We start from the raw sequence: 21,466 nt of genomic DNA on the forward strand, positions 1-21,466 counted from the left end.
TGCTGTGAGGAAAAGGGACGGGTCGCGGTGCGCGCCACGCGCGGAATGGTTGGCACCGTTGCGAGGTGCAGTTGACCGTGTGGGAAGCGGATGATAGAATCGCGACAGATTCGCGCATTGTGAAGCGCGTCGCGATCTGGTAAGGGTTTCGAGCGATCGAAACAGTGCTGCAATGGCCGAGTCCAAGGGGAACCGACTGCGGTCCCTCCGCGATTCCGTGAAGAAAATCACGAAGCGTTTGTCCGACGGAGATTCGGAGGTCATGCATAAGAACGACGAACACCTTCGCGAAGTCGAAAAGCTCCGCGTCCAGATCCAATCGATGGAGGAGGAACTGCGTCGCCTCTATCAGTCCCGTTATCAACTCGAACAGGCCACCAGACAGAACGAAAAACTGGCCGCCACGCTGCAGGAAGCGAAGGCGCAGATCGAAGCGTTGCGAGCCGAAGTGGACAAGCTGACCGCACCGCCCTCCACCTACGCGATCTTTTCGAGCTTGAACAAAGATGGCACGGCGAACGTGTATGTGTCAGGACGGAAAATGAAAGTCAGCGTCCATCCGTCGATCAAGAGCAAGGAGTTGCGCAAAGGACAGGAAGTGATCCTAAACGAGGCGCTGAACGTCATCGAAGCGCGTGGGTTCGATGGGCAAGGCGAAGTGGTGCGGTTGAAAGACGTCATCGAAGGCAACCGTGCACTCGTCACGCTGCATTTCGACGAGGAGAAGGTCGCGGAACTGGGCGATCCGCTCCTGAGCGAACGGCTGAGCGTCGGTGACCATCTGCTCTACGATCCGCGTTCCGGATACGTCATCGAGAAGCTTCCCAAGTCCGAGGCGGAGGAGTTGGTGCTGGAGGAAGTGCCGGACGTGGATTACAGCCACATCGGCGGGCTCCAGAAGGAGATCGAACAAGTTCGGGACGCGGTGGAGCTGCCGTTCCTGCATCCCCAGTTGTTCGCCGAATACAAGCTCAGCGCACCAAAGGGCGTGCTGCTCTACGGGCCTCCGGGTTGCGGGAAGACGCTCATCGCGAAAGCGGTCGCGAACTCCATCGCCAAGAAACTCGGCCACCTCACCGGCAGGCAAGTCCGCAGCTACTTCTTGCATGTGAAGGGGCCGGAGTTGCTGAACAAGTACGTCGGCGAGTCGGAACGCCAAGTCCGCGAAGTGTTCAAAAAAGCCAAGGAGCGGGCCTCAGAGGGCTACCCAGTCATCGTCTTCTTCGACGAAATGGACGCGCTCTTTCGAACCCGAGGTACCGGCATCTCGTCGGATGTCGAATCGACGATCGTTCCGCAGTTTCTCTCGGAAATCGACGGCGTGGAGCGGCTGCGCAACGTCATCGTGATCGGTGCCAGCAATCGGCAAGACCTCATCGACCCGGCGGTCCTGCGCGCCGGCCGGTTGGATGTGAAAGTGAAAATCTCGCGTCCCGACGCCGCGGCCGCCCGCGACATTTTTTCGAAGTACATCACGCCCGATCTGCCGTTCGATCAAGAGGAGTTGCGGCGTCACGGCGGCGATTCCCGTGCGTTTGTGGAGTGGCTGATCGGCATGACGGTGGACGCCATGTATGCGACGTCCGAAGAGAACAAGTTCATCGAAGTCACCTACGCCAACGGGGAGAAGGAAATCCTCTACTTCAAGGACTTCGCGAGCGGTGCGCTGATCGAGGGGATCGTCTCCCGGGCCAAGAAATATGCGGTGAAGCGGGAGATTGCTCAGGAGGGACGGGGAATCCGCTCGGAGGATCTCATCCGGGCGATCCGTGAAGAGTTCAAAGAGCACGAGGATCTTCCTAATACAACCAATCCGGACGACTGGGCCAAGATCGCCGGCAAGAAAGGCGAAAAGATCGTCCATGTCCGGACTATCAGCGGAGGTCCCGCGGAGTCCCGGCAAATTGAAACCATCAGCACGGGACACTACCTCTGATGAGTCACGCTTGACTCCATGCAGGGATCAGGAAAGACGATTTTGCCGCGCGTTCTGGGTACTGAAACAGAGTTTGGAATCGCCGCCAGGGATGCGGACGCGCTCGACCCCGTTTCCAATTCTCTCCATCTGATTAGCCATTATCCCTCGCTTCCAGCGCCTCAGGCGATTTGGGATTACGAGAACGAGAATCCGCTGCTTGACGTTCGGGGATTTGAGGTCGAGGGCGAGCGCGAACGGCCCAGTCCGGACTACAACCGTCAGTTGAACAAGGTGCTCGCCAACGGCGGCCGCCTCTACGTGGACGGCGCGCATCCCGAATATTCCACTCCCGAGTGCGTCAACCCCAGGGAACTGATCGCATTCGAACGGGTCGGCGAACGCATCATGGAGCAATGTCTGCGGACAATGGCGCAGACGCGTGGCAAGGAGACGTTCGTCCTCTATAAAAACAACTCGGACGGCAAAGGCAACAGCTACGGGTACCATGAGAACTACCTGCTGTCGCGGTCGGTGCCGTTCGATCGGATCGTCCGGGTGCTGACCCCGTTTCTTGTCACTCGGCAAATCTTCGCGGGGTCGGGTAAGGTCGGCGCCGAGAATCAGACTGCGCCGACGGAATATCAGATCTCTCAGCGGGCTGATTTCTTCGAATGCCTGGTCGATCTCAACACGATGGTCAAACGCCCGATCATTAATACCCGGGACGAACCGCACGCTGATCCGGCCAAGTATCGACGTCTGCATGTCATCGTCGGCGATGCCAACATGGCCGAACTGCCGACCTATCTGAAGATCGGGACCACCGCGATCGTGCTGGATCTGCTCGAAGGCGGAGCCGAGCTGCCGATGATGGAACTCGAAGATCCGGTTCTGGCCATCAAGCAAGTCTCGCGCGATCTGGACATGAAAGAATCTTTGAAGCTGGCGGATGGACGGGTGACGTCGGCGATCGGCATCCAACGGACCTACCTGAAAGCGGCGATGGACTTTTTCGCCTGTCATGAGTTGTCCCAGGTGACCAAAGACATCCTCGTCCGCTGGGAAGAAGTCCTGGATAAGCTGGAGCGTGATCCCATGCTGCTGGTCCGTGAACTGGATTGGGTGGCCAAGCGGCAGATGATCCGATCCTACATGGAACGGAAGGGGTGTGGTTGGGATGATCCCCGTGTGCGTCTCATGGATCTCCAATATCACGACATCCGCCGGGAGAAGGGTCTGTACTATGCCCTCGAGCGCAGCAATATGGTTGATCGGCTAGTGCCGGAGAGCGAGATCGTCAAAGCGGAGTCAACCCCGCCGACAGGGACAAGAGCCTATTTCCGCGGGCGCTGTGTGAGCAAATATGCCAGGGCCGTCTACGGGGCGAGTTGGACGTCGGTCCTCTTCGACGTCGGCAACACGACTATCAAAAAGGTCCCGCTGCTGGATCCGTTGCGTGGCACGGAGTCTCTGACGCACGACTTGCTGGAAAGCTGCGGCTCGGCGGAGTCTCTCCTGATCAAGTTGACCGCGTGATGATCCGGACGAAACTGTCGCCCAGATTCCGTCCGACGGAGCCTGACATGAGAGAACGTCGTTCGCCGCGATGAACCTGCCATTTTTCCCGGAACACGATAACTCCAGTTTCTTTGATCTGCTGATGAAACAGCGGCCGGAGTTCACTTTCGCTGTCCGCGGGCTTGGTCGCTCAACAGTGCCCGCCCCCGAGCCGTCGAGCGGGGCTTCCGCGTTGCCTGTCCCGCAGGGCACGACGGTGTTGGCGCTTAAGTACCGGGAGGGCGTCGTGATGGCTGGTGATCGGCGGGCCACTGAAGGATTTCAAATCGCGGATCGGCGCATTGAGAAAGTCTTCCGGATCGACGAGTACAGTGCGATGGCCATCGCGGGCGCCGCCGGTCCGTGCATCGAAATGGCCAAGCTGTTTCAGACCGAGCTCGAACATTACGAAAAGTTGGAGGGCGTCCCCCTTTCGTGCGAAGGCAAAGCCAACAAACTGGGGCAGATGGTCAAGGCCAACCTGCCGATGGTGTTTCAGGGGCTCGTCGTAATGCCGCTCTACGCCGGCTACGATGTCGCCAGGGGGGAGGGGCGGATCTTCAAATACGACATTACCGGCGGACGATATGAGGAGTCCGACTACCATGCCGTCGGCTCGGGCGGCAAGGACGCGCGCAACACGATGAGGGAGCACTTTCGCAGGAACCTCTCGGAGGACGAGGCCATCAAGCTGGCGCTCCTGGCCCTGTACAACGCGGCGGATGAAGATGTGGGAACCGGTGGACCGGACCTCATCCGTGGGATTTTCCCGACGGTCAAAACCGTCAGCGCCGCCGGCATCTCCGATGTGCCGGACCAACGGATTCGGAGCCTATACGACGACCTGATCGCGAATCGCGGAAAGGGAGTGTAGCCGTGCCGCTGCCGTACTACGTCTCGCCCGAGCAAATGATGCAGGACAAGGCGGAGTATGCCAAGAAAGGGATCGCCAAGGGCCGGTCGATCATCGCGATGGAATATGTCGACGGGGTGCTGTTGGCGGCCGACAATCCGAGCGCATCCCTGCACAAGGTGTCCGAAGTCTACGATAGCATCGCCTTCGCGGGCGCCGGCAAATACAGTGAGTTCGAAAATCTCCGCAAGGCTGGCATTCGCCACGCGGACCTCAAGGGCTACATGTACAGCCGGGAGGACGTCACGGCCCGCTCCCTGGCCAACGGCTATTCGCAGAGCTTGGGCACGATTTTCAGCCAGGAGTTGAAGCCGTTGGAAGTGGAAATCCTCGTCGTGCAGGTCGGTGCGGCCGGCGGTCCGAACGAAATCTATCGCATTTCGTTCGACGGCAGCATTTTCGACGAGCGCAACTACGCCGTCATCGGAGGTCGGGCGGAGGCGCTGCAAAATTTCTTGAAAGATCGGTTTCCCGCCCAGGTGCCGGCGCTCAAGGCGGCCCTAAAGTTGTGCGTCGCGGCGCTGGAACACGGAGCCAATCAGAAATTCGCGCCCGAAGGGCTGGAAGTCGCCGTGCTGGATCGTACCCGTCAAGGTCGCAAATTCCGCCGCATCCCGTCGTCCGAAATCCGCCAACTGCTCTCCGACTGACGAGCCTGGCCGCCTGGGCTGATGAACGCCTTCTAGTTGAAGAAGGCCGATCGCCGGTGTATTCTGTGTGCGAGCTTAGCGACGGGGCGGCGGCCATGAGACAACGCATTTTCGGCCTCGAAAATGAATACGGGCTGATCTTTTCGCCAAACGGGCGCATCTATCTTCCGATGGAAAAGGTCCTCGGCTACATCTTCGAGGGCCTCATTCCGAACAGTTGGCCCTCCAACGCCTTTCTGGTGAACGGCGCCCGTTTCTACCAGGACACCGGCTGCCATCCGGAGTACTCCACGCCCGAATGCGACAACATCCTGGATTTGGTGGTGCACGACAAGGCAGGGGAGCGGCTGTTGGAAGCCTGTCTTCCGGCGGCGGAGGAACGGCTGAGAGAAGAGGGTCTGTCCGGGGAGATCTACATCTTTAAGAACAACACCGACTCGCTCGGCAACACCTACGGCTGCCATGAAAACTACCTCATGCGGCGAGATGTCGATTTCTGGAAAGTTACCGAACAGTTAATCCCGTTTTTCGTCACGCGTCAGATCTACTCGGGCGCCGGCAAGGTGCTCAAGGTGTCCGGCAAGCCCCAATTCTTCATCTCCCAGCGCGCGCAGCACATCCATGAGAAGACCTCGTCCTCGACGACATCGTCGCGCAGCATCATCAACACGCGCGATGAGCCGCACGCAGACGCCGAAAAGTATCGCCGGTTGCACATCATCGTCGGGGACTCCAACATGTCCGAATATACGACCTACCTGAAGGTGGGCACCGCGGCGTTGGTGCTATCGATGGTGGAGGACGGCTACGCGGTGAGCGGCATGGAACTGGAAGATCCGGTCAAGGCGATCCGGGAAATCTCGCGCGATCCGACGCTCAAGAGGAAGATCAAACTGGACGACGGGCGGCAGATGACCGCCGTGGAAATTCAACGAGTCTATTGGGAGCGCGCGCACGATTATCTGAAGGAGCAGTCGCACGACGCGACCATGGACGACGTGCTGGCCCGCTGGGGCTATGTGCTGGATCGGCTGGAAGAAGATCCGATGCAGTTGACCCGCGAGGTGGATTGGGTGAGCAAAAAGCTGCTCATTCAATCCTATGTGGAGAAGCGGGGATGCGGCTGGGACGATCCTCGCGTGTTTCTGATGGACCTGCAGTATCACGACGTGAAGCGCACGCGCGGGTTGTACTATCTGATGGAATCGCGCGGCATGATCGAGCGGGTAGTGGACGAGGAATCTGTCCAGCGGGCCATGTCCGTGCCCCCGCAGACGACCAGGGCCAAGGTGCGCGGGGATTTCATCCGCTTCGCCAGAGCCAAGAACCGGTCCTACACAGTGGACTGGACCTATCTGAAGCTGAACGGCTACTGGGAAGAAACGATCCTCTGCATGGACCCCTTCAGCGCGGTGAACCGCCGTGTGGAAGAACTGGTCTCGCAAGTCGCCGGATTGCGGTTCTACCGATGACGACCGCGGCGCCGTTGGGACACGCGAAAGGGAAAGGGATGTCGCGGGCCGATCGCATAGCTGTGACCGCGATCATTTTGCTGGCCAGCGTGTTTCCAGTGGAGCTGCTGCCGAACACTCCCCCGCCGCAAAAGGGATCGGACGGCCAGTACAGCGGGAAACAAGGGCAGGTCATCGTGGTGAAAGTGCCTGCCGGGGAAGGGATCACCGAGGTGGAGGGAAAGTTCCTCGGGCGCCACATCCCGTTCTTCCCGGAACCGCAAGCCGACGAGCCGCCCGGTTATGTGGCGCTGCTCGGTATCGATATGCAGGACGAACCGGGTACGCATGAGCTGACGGTGGAGGTTCGATCCGGCGAGCAGGCGCGGCGCTTGAGCTACAACGTCCTGATCATCAAGGAAACGTTTCCGGTCGAGTATCTGAAGTTGCCCAAAGACAAGGTGGATCTGGATGAAAAGGCCTTGGCCCGTTGGAAGGCCGAGCAGGAACAGGTGCGGGCCGCTTTGACCGAGGAGTCCCGTCTCCGTCTGTGGAGAACTTCGTTCATCGAGCCGGTGCGGGGATCGAAGACCGGAGTATTTGGCAGCGTGCGGGTGCTCAACGGACAACCGCGCAGTCCGCACAACGGCGAGGATATCAGTGCGCCGCTCGGCACGGAGGTTGTGGCGAGCAACGACGGAGTCGTGCGACTCACGGTCGATCATTTCTTTTCGGGCAAGGGCATCTTTCTCGATCATGGACTGGGACTGTATTCCATGTATTTCCATCTCTCGGAGGTACTCGTGCGCGACGGCGATCTGGTGAGGGCCGGCCAAGTCATTGGGAAAGTCGGTGCCACCGGCCGTGCCACCGGGCCGCATCTCCATTGGGGCGTCAAGCTCAACGGCGCGCGGGTCAATCCCTACGCTCTCCTCGATCTCCCGTTCCCCCGCCACGGCGCTCCCGGAGCGACGCCCGCCGCAACAGTCGTTCCAGCAAGAGAATAAGAAATCAGAAAGGGCTAGAATAGCGCCAAGCGGGTCGAAAAGGGGTCGGGAGTCTTTTTTCAGCAAGAACCTGGTTTTAACCAAAAAAGACTCCCGACCCCTTTCTGCCCTCGAATCCTAATGCGGATGCGAGCATTGAGGCCACTGGGAGAATCCCGCTAGCGTGGAGGTAGATGCCTCACCTGTGAGGTAGAAGCGGAATGGCCGATAGTATGCCAGAACATCAATTGCAGCCGTGGGTTTTGGGGTGCCGCTGGAGTTTCTCCTTCAACAACCCGTACGCCATCTGCAGGAAACGAAGTGCCTTCGTCAGGCTCGATTCAGTCGGGTATGGAGTTCCAAGATATCGGCGGTAAATCGGGCAGAAGTTTTTCCACGTCGGCGTCGGTATCGGAAGACGGGACAGCCGTGGGTTGGGGCATCTGCTCAGAAGGCGGAAAGAGAGATTGGATAAGCCCTTGCGTTGCGCGCAGTGAGGCGCCCCGTTCGCCAAGCCATTCGTGGGCAGTTCACACCGGTGTATCGTCACGGTTTTGGGGTTAGGGTTAACTGCTGGTGCAGCCTACCGGTGCAGCAGTGTGGGGGCCTACATAGCCTGGCGGCAGGCAACTCTACTGGAGCATCCAACTCGTGTTCAATAGTTCATCTTGCTTGGCTGGTCGGGTCAGACTACCAATCCTGCGATCAATCCGGTATCAGCCCGCGGTCTATTCAGTGTGCGGCTCCTGGTCAAAGTCGGTCCGTGTAGGTAGAAGGACACGGTATCAGGAAGCGTCCCTTTTACAGGTTAGCTATTAGTCTCTTCCTTGGGCGGGCTGTGGGGGCTTTATCGCGACTTGCATGAAGGCTCGGCGTGGATTCCCGCTTATCGGGCGGGTGGCGCCAAACTCGGGAACCTGGCCGCGCGGAGCGCGGGTCCTGCGGGTACCCGCCTGGCTGGTGCGAGCGGGCGCGAGCTTTCACCCGTTGCACGAAGCCAAGAACGGGTACACGGCTAGTTTGGCGACAGGACTCGCCTTCTTGTTTCCTAAGCTGGAGATCCCCGCCACACTCTCCGATTAGGCTCGCCTTTGCGGGGTCACACGTTCGTCTCGATGCTCGACGGCGCCTTGTTCAGCACCGTGCCCGCGGCATGGGAGAGAGCCGCGTCGTACTCGTGGGTGAGGGTGTAGATGCGGAACTGCACTAGGCGGGTGGGCAGGAGATCGAGAAATTCTTCCAGCGGTTCGGTGGACACCGAGCGGGTCCCGGGATCGTACACATACAGCGGAAGGCCGCGTGTGTCTTTCGGGTCTGGTCTCGGGTCCAGCGGCGCCATATCGACCCGGAACGGGATTTTCTGGAGCCCAACCGGCAGTTCTTTCTGGATCAGCCGTTCGAAATGCTCGCGGCTGGGGAAATCCATGCCGCGCTCTTGCCCTTTCTCCTTGAGGACCGTGCTGTAGGCCATTTTCCATTTCACGTCGCGTCCAAGGATTCGCCCCCACTCTTCTCCAAGCCGCCGGCGTGTCGCCTGCCGGGATTTCTTCCACTCCCGCACCTCTTCCAGCAAAGACCAATCGGTCAGGGTCAGATAGTCCTCCATCCGCTTGCGCGGATCGCCGGGAAAGACTAACCGCATCGTCTCACCGAAGATGTCTCGCAAGTGAATATCGATCGCCCTGGTGGTCCGGTGGTAGTACACATTGGAGTAGAGGTACATTCGCGTGTTCAGGAACATCTGGAGCGCCGGCAGGCCGGTCTTGTGGATGGTGAAGCCTTTCTCCGTGATGATCGTGTAATGGATGAGCCGGGTCAGGTCAACCGGCCCGACCGCCACCCCACACATGTACGAGTCGCGGAGGACGTAGTCCAGATTGTCGGCGGTGTAGCTCCCGGAGATGACTGGCTGCAGACAAGTCAGCCACCGCGGCATCCGCGAGAAGTCTTTGCCTTTGTCCTTCAGAATCAGGTGGGCGATCTGATCGGGGTTCAGTTCCTCACCTTTGGCGAACGGGCCGGACGGACTCCGCCGAATCTTGCGGATGAGCGGTCCGAGGAAGTCCCGGATGATGATCTGGCCTAGTTTCTCGTGAGTCAGGTGGAAGGCTTTCAGGAAGTTGTCGTCAAAAAAGTGGCAGAACGGGCCGTGACCGATGTCGTGGACCAGAGCCGTGATACGGAGCAGTTCCTCGATATAGTTGGCCGACGGCGTGTCCTTAGCGACCTCGCGCAGGAACGGGTACAGGTGTTTAGCGAACCGGCCGGCGACATGCATGGTGCCCAGCGAGTGGACGAACCGGCTGTGCTCGGCCGATGGGTAGACCCACCGCGCGCTTTGCAGCTGATAGATGTACCGCAGTCGCTGGACCCAAGGAGAATCGATCAGGTCCTTCTCGGTTCGCTCGGCCGGATCCGGGGTCGAGTAGGGAACGGTGAAGGAGATGTACTCGTGAATCGGATCGGCGATCAGCGCGGATCCGTCATAGGGAAACTTGGCGGGATAGCGACCGGCGGATTTCATGGTGAGGATTCCGGCTCATCTTAGCCGACCTGGGGATTGCGGGACAACGGCTCTTCTCGCCGGTGTGCCCGTGTCCGGCGATGTTTCAAGATGACATAGTAGGCGATCGGGTAGCCGATCATGGCTCCCAATACGCTCAAGACGGTCCCTCCCAGAAAGAACGGGACGGCGTACGGCATGACCTGGCGGTAGATCGACATGAAGCTGAGATCGCTCCAATCGAATGACGGGCTGTCCGGCAGGCCGAGCAGGGCCGCGCCGGTCCAGTAGGTGGCGCCCAAAATCGGCACGAGCGTCCACGGGTTGTTGATGCCGGCGCCGAGAAAGAGCGCCAGAAAGTTCAGCCGGAACGCCCAGGTGCAGAACAGCACCATTGCCGTATGGAGCCCGTAGGTCGGCGAGAAGGCGATGAAGACCCCCAAAGCGAAGGCCAGAGCCGTACGCTGGGGCGGTTCGTGCAAGTGAAGAACCTGATCGAGGACCGATCGGATCCGCGAGAGCTGCGCGGTAATCATGAAAGAGGCTCAGCACCGAAAATGTTCATAGCTCGTGATGATCAGCGGTTGCCAGGAACCATCGGCTCGCTGGACCCTGATCCCAGAACGGCGGGTAGTGATCGCGCCGATGCAGGACACCCGAAACCGCGCGCGTTGCGCCAGACGTTCCACCTTGCGGCGGTTGGCCGGCGGCACGGTGAAGAGTAACTCATAATCCTCCCCGCCGCTCAACGCCACGTCCACCGGGTCCAGGCCACGGGCGTCGGCATACAACCGGCATGCGCGCGATACAGGAATGGCGCGGAGATCGAGTGCCGCGCCGACGCGGCTTTCCTCACACAAGTGAACGAGGTCGCCGGACAAACCGTCTGAGAGATCGATTGCCGCCGAGGCCAAGCGTTGTTCGGCGAGCAATCGGCCTTCCCGCACGCGCGCCGAAGGACGGAGGTGGCGGCGGATCAGAAACCGCCGAACCCGGTCGGCCTTTGTGCCGAGCAGCGGAGCCGGAAAGCGGTCGCCAGCCTGCAACAGAGTCAGGCCGGCCTGCGAATCGCCGATCGTCCCCGTGACGTAAATCAGGTCGCCCGCCCGCGCCCCGGCTCGCGTGAGAAGACGGCCAGGGCGCCCGACACCAGTCAAGGTTATGCAGACGAACAACCCGTCCCGCGAAGCGGAGGTGTCGCCGCCGACAAGCTGGACGCCGTTTCGGCGACAGGGCTGCATGAGCCCTCGGTACAGCCGGTCGATCTCGGCGTCCGTCCGCTTGGGCGGAATGGCGAGCGAGACCAATAGATACTGCGGGATGCCGCCCATCGCCGCGATATCGCTCAGATTAGCGACGGCCGCCCGGTATCCGACGTCTTCGAGGGCGGTTGTCGTCAGATCGAAGTGGACACCTTCGGCGAGGAGATCCGTGGTCAGGAGGAGCCGGTATCCGGGCGGCACCCGGATGACGGCCGCGTCTTCGCCGATCCCGCGCAGGACGGACGGCCCGGTCTGGCCGAAGCGTCGGCGCAGAGAGCGGATCAGCGCGAATTCACCGGCGAGCGGACCATGTGGGCGCGACGGGCCGGAGGGCATATCAAGGTGTCGCAGGGGCGGGGACGCTCGAAGCGGGCCGGACAGCACGCGCCGCCCGGGGGGGTGTCTTCACGCGGTCGGCTTTCTCCCGTCCGGCCCGCCGCTGGACGGGCTTGGCGTTCATGATCCCCTTGCCGGCCTGGTCCCGGCGCAGCGCCGCCTTGATCACATCGTCCATCGTCTCCGCGAAGATGAACTGAATGCCCTTCAGCAAGTGCTTGGGAATCTCTTCCAAGTCCTTCTTGTTGCGCTTGGGCAGGATAACCGTGGAGAGCTTGGCCCGCTTGGCGGCCAGAATTTTCTCCTTCAGCCCGCCGATCGGCAGCACACGCCCGCGCAACGTGATCTCTCCAGTCATGGCGACGTCGCGGCGGGCAGGGATGTTCGACAGCGCGGAGGCGATCGCCGTGGCCATGGTGATGCCAGCTGACGGCCCGTCTTTGGGGATGGCGCCGGCCGGCACGTGGATGTGAAGATCGTTCTTGGAAAAGACATCCGGATTGATGCCCAACAATTTCTCGCGGGAGCGGACGTAGCTCAGCGCGGCCTGGGCTGATTCCTTCATGACGTCGCCGAGATGGCCGGTCAGCGTGAGGTTACCCTTTCCTTTCATTACCGTCGCCTCGATGTACAACACGTCGCCGCCGGATTCGGTCCAAGCCAGTCCCGTTGCTACCCCGACTTCATCTTTGTCCAATTCAGACTCCGGCAGGAACTTCGGGACGCCGAGGTACTTGTGCAGGTTGGCCGGCGTGATCGTGTAGCACTGGCCCTTGCCCTCGGCGACCTTCTTCGCCACCTTTCGCATGACGTTGGCGATCTCCCGCTCCAAATTCCGGACGCCGGCCTCCCGGGTGTAATGGGAAATGATCTGGCGGATGGCCGGCTCGGCGATCCGGATGTGCTTGTCCGTAATGCCGTGCTCGGCCAGTTGCCGGGGGATCAGGTACTTCTGCGTGATGCCCAGCTTCTCCTCTTCAGTGTAGCCGGGAATCTCGATGATCTCCATCCGGTCCCGCAACGCCGGCAAGATGGGATCGATCAAGTTCGCGGTCGTGATGAACATCACCTCGCTCAAGTCGAACGGGACGCCCAGGTAGTGGTCTGTGAAAGCGTGGTTCTGTTCCGGGTCCAGCACTTCGAGCAGGGCGGCGGAAGGATCCCCGCGGAAATCCATGCCGACTTTGTCGACCTCGTCCATCATGAAGACCGGATTATTGGTGCCTGCCTGTTTGATGCCTTGGATGATCCGGCCGGGCAGCGCGCCGACATACGTTCGCCGATGCCCGCGGATTTCCGCCTCGTCCCGTACACCACCCAGGCTCACCCGCACGAACTCGCGACCCAGGGCCCGCGCGATGGACTTCCCGAGCGACGTCTTGCCGACGCCGGGGGGACCGACAAAGCAGAGGATGGGGCCCTTCATCTTGTCTTTCAGTTTGCGAACGGCGAGGTATTCGAGGATGCGCTCCTTGACTTTCTCAAGGTCGTAATGATCCTCGTTGAGGACCTTGGCCGCCGCTTTGATGTCGAGGTTGTCCTTGGACTTTTTGCTCCACGGCAACTCGACCATCCATTCGAGATAGGTCCGCACCGTCGCCGATTCCGCCGTGTCCGGGTGCATCTTTTCAAGCCGCTTCAACTGCTTCTCGCACTCCTTCAGCACTTTCTCCGGCATCTTGGCGTCTTTGATGCGCTTGCGGAACTCCGCGATCTCCTCGGCCCGCTCATCCAGTTCGCCCAGTTCTTTCTGGATCGCCTTGAGCTGCTCGCGCAGGAAGTACTCGCGCTGGGTCTTGTCCATTTCGCCCTTGGCCTGGGCTTGGATCTTCTGCTGCATGGCCAGGACCTCGATTTCCTGGGCCAGGATGTCGCTCACCTGCCGCAGCCGTTGGATGGGGTCTGTGATCTCCAGGACGCGTTGGGTGATGTCCACCTTGAGGCCGAGGTTGGAGACAACCATGTCCGCCAAGCGGCCCGGGTCTTCGAGGTTCTCGATGACGACCATAACGTCCGGGATGAGCACTTTGCCCAGGCTTACGATCCGTTCGATCTGCTCTTTGACCGTGCGCATGACCGCTTCGATTTCGAGGGTCGGCGCCGGCGGCTTGGCTTCGGCGATTTTGGAGATGCGGACCGAATAGTAGGGCTCGGTTTGGATGTACTCTTCGACCCTGCCTTTGGCGAGGCCCTGGACCAGAATCTTGATGCGCTCGTCAGGCAGTTTCAGCATGCGCATGATGATGCCGACCGTGCCGACGCCGTGGATGTCGTCCGGTTTCGGATTCTCCACGTCGAGGGCTTTTTGCGTGGCGAGGAAGATCATGCGGTTGCCGGCCAACGCGGCCTCGATGGCCTTGATGGACATCTCGCGGCCGACGAACAGCGGCAGCACCATGTACGGAAAGACGACGATGTCCCGGACCGGCAGTAACGGCAACTGGTCAGGAATGTCGATGTGCTGAGGATTCTGGAGATCCTGCTCGGTTGGTTCGTTCATAAAACGCTGTCCTTATCGTCAAGTCCGCGCCCGGCCCGATGCATCATACCATGCGCGCCTGGCCGGACGCGCGGGGGTTCGCCGCGGTTCCGGAGCCGACGCCGGACCGCCCGGCGAAACGTCCGGAGATGTCCTGCCTTACGCACGCGGCCCGCCGGTGTTGAGTCGCAGCCGTTTGAGGTAGTCGGAAAACGGAGGTCCGAGCGACGGGTTCTTGAGCGCGAACTCGACGGTCGCAATGAGAAATCCCAGTTTGTCTCCGGCGTCGTGGCGTTGCCCCTGCACTTCGTAAGCGAACATGGGCGATTGTTTGGCCAATTGGCGCAGCGCGTCGGTGAGTTGGATCTCGCCGTTCTTTCCCGGCTGTGTCTTGCGCAGGATGGGGAAGATCGCAGGTGGCAACACATAGCGTCCGATCACCGCGTAATGAGACGGCGCGTCGGCCGGCGCGGGCTTTTCCACGAGGTCCTCGACCCGGTGCAGTCCGGGCGCCAGGCGACGCGGTGCGATGATGCCGTAGCGGCTGACCTCGCTCCGAGGCACTGCCTGCACGCCCAAAACGGCGCCTTTCCGCTTCTTGAAGACGTGGATGAGTTGAGCCAGCGCTGGCGTCGGGGCGTCGATGATCTCGTCGCCAAGGATGACGGCGAAGGGCTCGTCGCCGATGAGGTGTTGCGCGCACAGTACGGCGTGGCCCAGGCCCAGCGCCTCAGACTGGCGGACATAACAGAAGTTCGCCAAGTTGGAAATACGGCGGATCTGGCTGAGCACCTGCGCCTTGCCGCTCCCCTTCAGATTTTCTTCGAGTTCGAACGACCGGTCGAAGTGGTCTTCGATGGCGCGCTTGCCGCGTCCGGTGATCACGATGATGTCTTGAATGCCGGAGGCGACCGCTTCCTCGACGACATACTGAATGAGCGGTTTATCGACGAGCGGTAGCATTTCTTTGGGGGAGGCTTTAGTGGCCGGAAGGAACCGCGTGCCGAGGCCGGCGGCTGGGATGACGGCTTTGCGAATCTCTGAATGGGACATGCGGCCGATAGTATGTGATGGGGTACGGGAAGTCAAGGCGAGCGCGCAAGGCCGCCCCTGCAGGAAATTTCTTTACATTGTGCGCATCGATCAATATAATTCACAAGTTTTTCAACGCCTTTGAGGTCTGACGTCGATGCCGGGACGCTTGAAGCGCAGGAGTTTGCTCGCCGCCCGCGTCTACGCGTCCGGCGCTCAGCTCCGCGGAGCCGCTCGGCGGGCGGCGGGCGTTGCGTGGATGCCGGAGCACCTGGATCATCGGGAAGGGCTCCGGTGATCGAAAGGAGACGACCTCAGCGGAGCGCGGTTGCTCTGGTGTCGGCGGTCTTCTGTCTCCTGTTTTTTACGGCCAGCGGAGTGGCCCAGGAGGTGACGCCGCTGATCAAGTCCATCGAGGTGCGGGGCAACAAGCGGATTGAAACGGCGGCGATCACCAGTCGGCTTACGCTGAAAGTCGATGATCCCTATACTCCGGAAGCAATCCGCAATCAGGTCAGAATTCTGTATGAGACTGGGTTTTTCGAAGATGTTCAGGTGGAGACGGAGGCGGTGCCGGGCGGGTTCTTGGTGGTCTTCGTGGTCAGGGAGAAACCCTTCATCACGGAAATCGTGTTCGACGGGAACGAGAATCTGAGCGAAGACAAGCTGCGCGAAAAGATCACCATCAAGAGTCAGTCGTTTTTGGATCAGCAACAGGCCAAGGAAAGCGCGGAGAAGATCAGGCAGGCCTACCAAGAGGATGGCTACTATAAAGCCGAAGTGATTCCCGTCATTCAGACGCTGGACGAAGACCGCAAGCGCCTGACGTTTTTTATCAAAGAGGGGGAAAAGGCCCGCATCAAGACGGTCATCTTCGACGGCATGAGGGCCGTGTCGAAGGACGAGCTCTTCAAGGTCATGGCCACCCGTGAATGGGTTCCGTGGTACGGTCTGTTCACGCAATTCAAGCTCCCCTCGTTCTTGTCGGATGCCGGCATTCTCAAGCGCGAGGAACTCGCGAACGATATCGAGCGCATCCGCGAGGTCTATTTGAACAAGGGCTATCTTAACGTCCAGATCGGCATGCCGACCGTCGAGTTGTCAGAGGACAAGAAGTGGTTCACGGTCACCTATGCGATCGTCGAGGGCGAGCCGTTCACGGTCAAGGAAATCGGGTTCCGCGGCAACACCGTCTTCGAGGATCCGGAGTTGCGCGTGGGACTGAAAATCACGCCCGGCGAAATTTTTCAACGGGCGAAGATTCGAGACGAAATCGCGCGGATCACGGATCTATACGGAGCGAAGGGCTACGCGTTCGCCGAAGTCACCCCGTCAGTGACGCCCGACAACCAGGAGAAGACCGCGACGATTCTCTTCCACATCAAGGAAGGGGAGATGATGCGGATCCGGCGGATCAATATCACCGGCAACGACAAGACCCGCGACAACGTCATCCGGCGGGAGTTGCGCCTCGACGAACAGGACGTGATTGACACCGTCTCGATCAAGCGGAGCTTTCAGCGGTTGAACAATTTGAACTACTTCGAGACTGTCGAAATCCTGCCGCGACAGGTCGAGCCAGACAAAGTCGATCTGGACGTCAAGGTGAAAGAGAAGTCGACCGGTATGTTCAGCATCGGCGGCGGCTTCAGCACCTTGGACCGGTTCGTGCTGATTGCCGACATTACCGAAGGAAACCTCGGCGGCCGGGGATATACCGGCCGGGTCCGCGGCCAGTTGGGACAACTTCGCTCCATTGGCCTGATCAGTTTCCGGAATCCCTACATCCAGGATTCGCTGACCTCGCTGCAATTGGATATCTACGCGACCCAAACGCTGTACGGCACGTTCTTCGAGGAGAAGCGCGGCGTTTCGGCGACGTTCGGCCGATGGTTTTCCGAATACATCTCGGGCTATTTCACCCCCGTCGCCGAAATGATTCGCTACGCTGATCCAAATACCTTTGTCAATACACTGAACCCGTTCGGGGGAACCGCCAGCGCCGGGTCCATCTTCGGCTTTACGACGAATATCCCGCAATTCATCCGGGACCAGTTTGGGACTCAGAGCACCACGGGGTTTCGTTTCGGGCTAGCCCGCGACACGCGCGATTATTATTTGGATCCGCGGACCGGTTGGCGGCACAGCGTCGATGTGTCAATCGGCACCCCCTATCTGGGAGGGACCAACAATTTTTACAAGTTCGCCTTGGACACCCTGAAATATACCCCGCTGCCGTTCGACACGCGGATTTCGCTGCGGGCGCGATTCGGCATCGTCGAGGGGCTGGGGGGGAAACCCATTCCCTTGACTGAACGGTTCTTCGTCGGCGGCATCAACACCATGAGAGGATTTTATTTCGGTCGCGCCGGGCCGGTGACGTCGGACGGATTTCTCCTGGGCGCAGCGAAGGAACTCATTTTCAATACGGACTTCATTTTCCCGATCTCGTCGGAGGCCAAGCTGAACGGTGTGTTTTTTTTCGATTACGGCAAGGGCTTTGGCGACGACGAACGGCTTTCGTTCAATCTGCGGCCGGCGGCGGGGTTTGAAGCCCGATGGATTTCGCCGTTCGGTCCGCTGCGGGCCGCGTACGGGATCAACTTGGATCCGAAACCGTTTGAACGGAAAGGCGTGTTTGAGTTCACCATCGGGTCGCTGTTCTGACGCGTGTCCATGTTGGGGAGTTTCATGCCCAGGGAAAGAGTTCGGCGGAAAGGCCACGATTCCGGCCAGCGGTCGGTGCCGGCGCGTTGTCGCCGGGCTGTGAGACTCGCGGTTCCGACGGTCGCGCTCGCGGCGCTTGTCGGCTGCGCGTCGGCGGGGACGCAACCGGAAGGCCGCATAGGGGTCATCGATCCGCAGCGGATCCTGAACGAGACTTCCGCGGGCAAAAAAGCCAAGGAGTCTCTCGAGACCTTCGCGAAAAACCGGCAGGCGCTCATCGAGCTCGACGAAAAGGAACTCCGACGGATGGAAGAGGATTTCGTCAAACAGGCCAGCGTGCTGAGCGCGGCGGCGAAGCGGGAACGTGAAGAGCAGTTCCGGCGCCGCATGGCCGAATATCAGCAAAAAGCCGCCGAGCTGAACAGGGAAGTGCAGGAGAAGCAGAAGGACGTGCTAGACGGGTTCCGCGAGAAAATCGAGACGGTGACGGCCAAGGTCGCCAAGCAGTTGGGCTTGCAGGTGGTGATTGAAAAGGGACGAGGCGGGCCGACGGTGTACAGCGATGCGTCCGTCGACATCTCGGATCGCGTCATCCGGGAGTTCAATAAGGAATTTCCGTAGCAAGTGTGAAAGTAGTGGGTAGCCGGAGGTGAACAGCCGACAGCCCAAGACTCTGCGCTACTCGCTAGTAACTGTTCGCTGCTCGCGAGTCTTAAGCTTCAGAATGAAACGAGGACACATGGGCGTGAGCAAGCGGGAACGGAATCGATTGAGGAGTGCAGGATGAAGTCGGGAACTCTTCTGCCGATGATCGTCGGCGTGGTCTTGCTGGAAAGCTGGATGGGAGGCTCGGCGGCGGCGGAATCGTTCAAGGTGGCGGTGATCGACCAGCAAGTGGTCATGGAAAGGTCGAAAACGGGGAAACAGGCGCTGGAAAAACTGCGGAGCTTCTCCGCCGCCCGCCAGAAGATCGTCGACTCCGACGATCAAGAATTGAAGTCGATCGAACGAGTCCTGCAAGATCCGAACAATACACTCAGCGACGCCGCCAGACGGGAAAAGCAGGAACAGTTCCGAGCCAAGCTCGAAGCGTATCAGCGTCGCGTGCAGGAGTTCAATCGCGAGGTGCAGGAGAAACAGCGCGAGATGGTCGAGGAATATTCGAAGAAAATCCAGAAGGCCGCGATGGCCGTCGCGGAGCGGGAGGGCTACGCCGCTGTGCTGGACAAGGGCAACGAGGCCAGCATCAAAATCGTCATCTATCATCAGCCGGGGCTCGACTTGACGGACAAGGTGATCAAGGAATTCGACCGGCAGAACCAGTAGCAACACCGGTTTGTGTGGTTCATGTGGTTCGTTCGATTTATGCGGTTGGCCGGATCGAGATACTTCCGCACCAACACCAACACCAACACGATAGGCCAATACACTTTCTTGAACCGAGCTCAGGAGGCGTGCCGATGGCAGCGATGGAGAACGTGGACATCCAGACCTTGCTTCCGCACCGGTATCCGTTTCTGCTGGTTGACCGGATTCGCGAGTTGGAATTGGACCGACGGGTCGTCGGAATCAAAAACGTCACGATCAACGAGCAGTTCTTCCAGGGGCACTTCCCGAGCCGTCCGGTCATGCCCGGCGTGCTCATTCTCGAAGCGATGGCCCAAGTGGGCGGCGTGCTGGCCTTCAAATCCTTGGCGCAGACCGGGCGGCCGGTGGTGTATTTGACCGGGGTGGACCACGCCAAGTTCCGCAAACCGGTTATTCCTGGCGATCAATTGCGGTTCGAGGTCGAAGTGCTCAAGAAGCGGCCGCCGTTCTGGAAGATGCAGGCCAAGGCTTATGTGGAAGCGGACCTGGTCTGCGAGGCGGAGTTGACTGCGATGGTGACGGAGGAAAAAACCGAACACAGCGAGCAGCCAGCGGCGAGCAGCAAATAGGCTCGAAGATGTTCGCTGCCGGCTTTTCGCTGGTTGCTGATTGGAGGGAGTCGAGTGAACATTCATCCGACCGCAGTTGTCCACCCCAAAGCCGAACTGGCCGAGGATGTCGTGGTGGGCCCGTTTTGCGTCGTCGGCGAGCACGTTAAGATCGGGCGTGGCACGCGGCTGATGTCGCATGTGTGCGTGGAAGGGTGGACGGAGATCGGCGAGCGGTGCGAGCTGTATCCATTCGCTTCGATCGGCGGTCCCCCGCAGCATCTGCAGTACAAGGGCGAGCCGACCCGGGTCGTCATTGGGAACGACAATATCCTGCGCGAATACGTGACGGTCAATCGCGCGACGGCCCAGGGCGGCGGCCTAACGTCGATCGGCCATCACAATTTTCTGATGGCTTACGTGCATGTCGCCCATGATTGCCATCTCGGCAACCATTTGATCCTGGCGAACGCCGCCAGCTTGGCCGGCCACATCACGATCGGGGATCACGCCATCATCGGCGGTCTGTCCGGCATCCATCAATACGTGCGGATCGGCGCCTACGCCATGGTCGGCGGCTGTTCGGCGCTGGGCCAGGACCTCCCGCCGTTCATGCGGGCGGCCGGTGGCTACCGGGCGCGGATGTACGGTATCAATTACATCGGGCTCAAACGTCACGCGTTTTCCAGCGAACGCATCGCGACCCTCAAGCGTGCGTACGACCTCCTGTTCCGCACCGGCCATCGAATGGCCGAAGCCATCAAGCTGGCCCGCGAGCAGTTCAAGGACAGCAAGGACGTGATGGAAGTCGTCGCCTTCATGGAGGGCACCAAACGCGGCATCTGCCGTTCGGTGGATGTCGAGCACGAGCACGAGGACGAATAGCGGAACGGGTGCGTCGGTGAACGGAGCGTCATGGGCAACGGGGAACGCATCGGATTGATCGCCGGCAACGGCCGGTTCCCGATCATCTTCGCGGAGAACGCGAAGAAACAGGGCTACACCGTGTCGGCCGTGGCGCACGAGGGCGAAACGGATCCGGAGTTGGCCAATCACGTAGACCGGATCCATTGGATCAAGATCGGCCAGTTCAACAAGCTCATCAATGCGCTGAAGGGAGACGGCGTGCGGCAGGCGGTCATGCTGGGCGGCATCAGCAAGACGCACGTCTTCACCGCGGTGAGGCCGGATTTCCGTGCGCTGGCGTTGGCGACTCGGTTGGCGCGGTGGAAGGACGACGAGATTCTGCGAGGCATCGCGGCCGAGTTGGAAAGCGAAGGGATTACGATCCGGGAATCGACCTTCGGCCTGGAGGGTATTCTGGTCGAAGAAGGTTCCCTGACCGACCGGAAGCCCAGCCGGAAGGAATGGGAAGACGTGCGCTACGGTTGGGAGGTAGCGCGGGAGATCGGCCGCCTCGACATCGGCCAATGCGTCGTTGTGAAGGACCGGGTGGTGGTGGCGGTTGAAGCGGTCGAGGGGACCGACGGCGCCATCCGTCGCGGAGGCGAACTGGCCAAGGAGGGCGCGGTGGTGGTCAAGCGCTCGAAGCCACAGCAGGATCTCCGCTTCGACCTGCCGGCGGTCGGCCCCAGGACGATCGAGGTCATGGAATCGGTGAAAGCAGCAGTGCTCGCGCTGGAAGCGGGCAAGAGCGTGTTGCTGGACCGGGAGGAGATGCTGCGCAAGGCTGAGCAAGCAGGCATCGCGATCGTGGGTGTTGTAGCAGAGGATGTGAAGCGTGAAGCGTGAAGCGCGGGCTCCTCTCACGAGAGAGGAGGTACGAGATACGAGCG

At 60.3% G+C, this 21,466-nt stretch carries 17 protein-coding genes; 12 read left to right on the forward strand and 5 right to left on the reverse strand.

Annotation, left to right across the window (positions count from 1 at the left end; all coding sequences use genetic code 11):
• The first annotated feature begins 262 nt into the window (after nt 1–262).
• The 6 genes from arc (at nt 263) to ACWHTU_RS07200 (ending at nt 7,496) form a co-directional block, all read left to right on the forward strand.
• Nucleotides 263–1,936, forward strand: a complete 1,674-nt coding sequence (gene arc, locus ACWHTU_RS07175) for a proteasome ATPase (protein ID WP_447862777.1) — start codon at nt 263–265, stop codon at nt 1,934–1,936.
• A gap of 18 nt (nt 1,937–1,954) precedes the next feature.
• Complete coding sequence (dop, locus tag ACWHTU_RS07180; RefSeq protein WP_447862779.1) at nt 1,955–3,454, forward strand: depupylase/deamidase Dop; 1,500 nt, start codon at nt 1,955–1,957, stop codon at nt 3,452–3,454.
• A gap of 70 nt (nt 3,455–3,524) precedes the next feature.
• Nucleotides 3,525–4,349 (forward strand): proteasome subunit beta, encoded by an 825-nt coding sequence (prcB, locus tag ACWHTU_RS07185; RefSeq protein WP_447862781.1) that lies wholly within the window; start codon nt 3,525–3,527, stop codon nt 4,347–4,349.
• 2 nt (nt 4,350–4,351) lie between these two features.
• Nucleotides 4,352–5,038, forward strand: a complete 687-nt coding sequence (gene prcA, locus ACWHTU_RS07190) for a proteasome subunit alpha (RefSeq protein ID WP_447862783.1) — start codon at nt 4,352–4,354, stop codon at nt 5,036–5,038.
• A gap of 95 nt (nt 5,039–5,133) precedes the next feature.
• On the forward strand, nt 5,134–6,510 hold the full coding sequence (pafA, locus tag ACWHTU_RS07195) for a Pup--protein ligase (protein ID WP_447862785.1): 1,377 nt from the start codon (nt 5,134–5,136) through the stop codon (nt 6,508–6,510).
• Nucleotides 6,507–7,496, forward strand: coding sequence for a M23 family metallopeptidase (locus ACWHTU_RS07200; RefSeq protein WP_447862786.1), 990 nt, complete (start codon nt 6,507–6,509; stop codon nt 7,494–7,496). Before pafA ends, ACWHTU_RS07200 begins: the two co-directional genes overlap by 4 nt.
• A 1,078-nt stretch (nt 7,497–8,574) precedes the next feature.
• Here ACWHTU_RS07200 and ACWHTU_RS07205 read toward each other — a convergent pair.
• The 5 genes from ACWHTU_RS07205 to galU form a co-directional block, all read right to left on the reverse strand.
• Nucleotides 8,575–9,999, reverse strand: coding sequence for an HD domain-containing protein (locus tag ACWHTU_RS07205; RefSeq protein ID WP_447862788.1), 1,425 nt, complete (start codon nt 9,997–9,999; stop codon nt 8,575–8,577).
• Nucleotides 10,000–10,019: 20 nt separating this feature from the next.
• Nucleotides 10,020–10,514, reverse strand: a complete 495-nt coding sequence (locus tag ACWHTU_RS07210; protein ID WP_447862790.1) for a DUF2062 domain-containing protein — start codon at nt 10,512–10,514, stop codon at nt 10,020–10,022.
• A 9-nt stretch (nt 10,515–10,523) separates the two neighbouring features.
• Entirely contained in the window at nt 10,524–11,576 is a 1,053-nt protein-coding gene (thiL, locus tag ACWHTU_RS07215; protein WP_447862792.1) for a thiamine-phosphate kinase, read from the reverse strand.
• 1 nt (nt 11,577) lies between these two features.
• A complete protein-coding gene (lon, locus tag ACWHTU_RS07220) occupies nt 11,578–14,076 on the reverse strand; it encodes an endopeptidase La (protein WP_447862794.1) in 2,499 nt (832 codons plus the stop codon).
• A 138-nt stretch (nt 14,077–14,214) separates the two neighbouring features.
• Nucleotides 14,215–15,108 (reverse strand): UTP--glucose-1-phosphate uridylyltransferase GalU, encoded by an 894-nt coding sequence (gene galU / locus ACWHTU_RS07225; RefSeq protein ID WP_447862796.1) that lies wholly within the window; start codon nt 15,106–15,108, stop codon nt 14,215–14,217.
• A 315-nt stretch (nt 15,109–15,423) separates the two neighbouring features.
• Here galU and bamA point away from each other — a divergent pair, with 315 nt between their 5' ends.
• From bamA to ACWHTU_RS07255, 6 genes are all read left to right on the forward strand, one after another.
• Nucleotides 15,424–17,754, forward strand: coding sequence for an outer membrane protein assembly factor BamA (gene bamA, locus ACWHTU_RS07230; RefSeq protein WP_447862798.1), 2,331 nt, complete (start codon nt 15,424–15,426; stop codon nt 17,752–17,754).
• A gap of 24 nt (nt 17,755–17,778) precedes the next feature.
• Nucleotides 17,779–18,375 carry an OmpH family outer membrane protein gene (locus tag ACWHTU_RS07235; protein WP_447862800.1) on the forward strand — a complete coding sequence of 199 codons (597 nt, stop codon included), beginning with the start codon at nt 17,779–17,781 and terminating at the stop codon, nt 18,373–18,375.
• A 162-nt stretch (nt 18,376–18,537) separates the two neighbouring features.
• Nucleotides 18,538–19,080: an OmpH family outer membrane protein gene (locus ACWHTU_RS07240; RefSeq protein ID WP_447862802.1), complete on the forward strand. Its 543-nt coding sequence runs from the start codon at nt 18,538–18,540 to the stop codon at nt 19,078–19,080.
• Between the two features lie 134 nt (nt 19,081–19,214).
• Nucleotides 19,215–19,691, forward strand: a complete 477-nt coding sequence (gene fabZ, locus ACWHTU_RS07245; RefSeq protein WP_447862804.1) for a 3-hydroxyacyl-ACP dehydratase FabZ — start codon at nt 19,215–19,217, stop codon at nt 19,689–19,691.
• A 54-nt stretch (nt 19,692–19,745) separates the two neighbouring features.
• Entirely contained in the window at nt 19,746–20,555 is an 810-nt protein-coding gene (gene lpxA, locus ACWHTU_RS07250; RefSeq protein ID WP_447862805.1) for an acyl-ACP--UDP-N-acetylglucosamine O-acyltransferase, read from the forward strand.
• A 30-nt stretch (nt 20,556–20,585) separates the two neighbouring features.
• Nucleotides 20,586–21,422, forward strand: coding sequence for an LpxI family protein (locus tag ACWHTU_RS07255; protein WP_447862806.1), 837 nt, complete (start codon nt 20,586–20,588; stop codon nt 21,420–21,422).
• Nucleotides 21,423–21,466 lie beyond the last annotated feature (44 nt).

It is taken from the genome of Nitrospira calida (assembly GCF_976986435.1).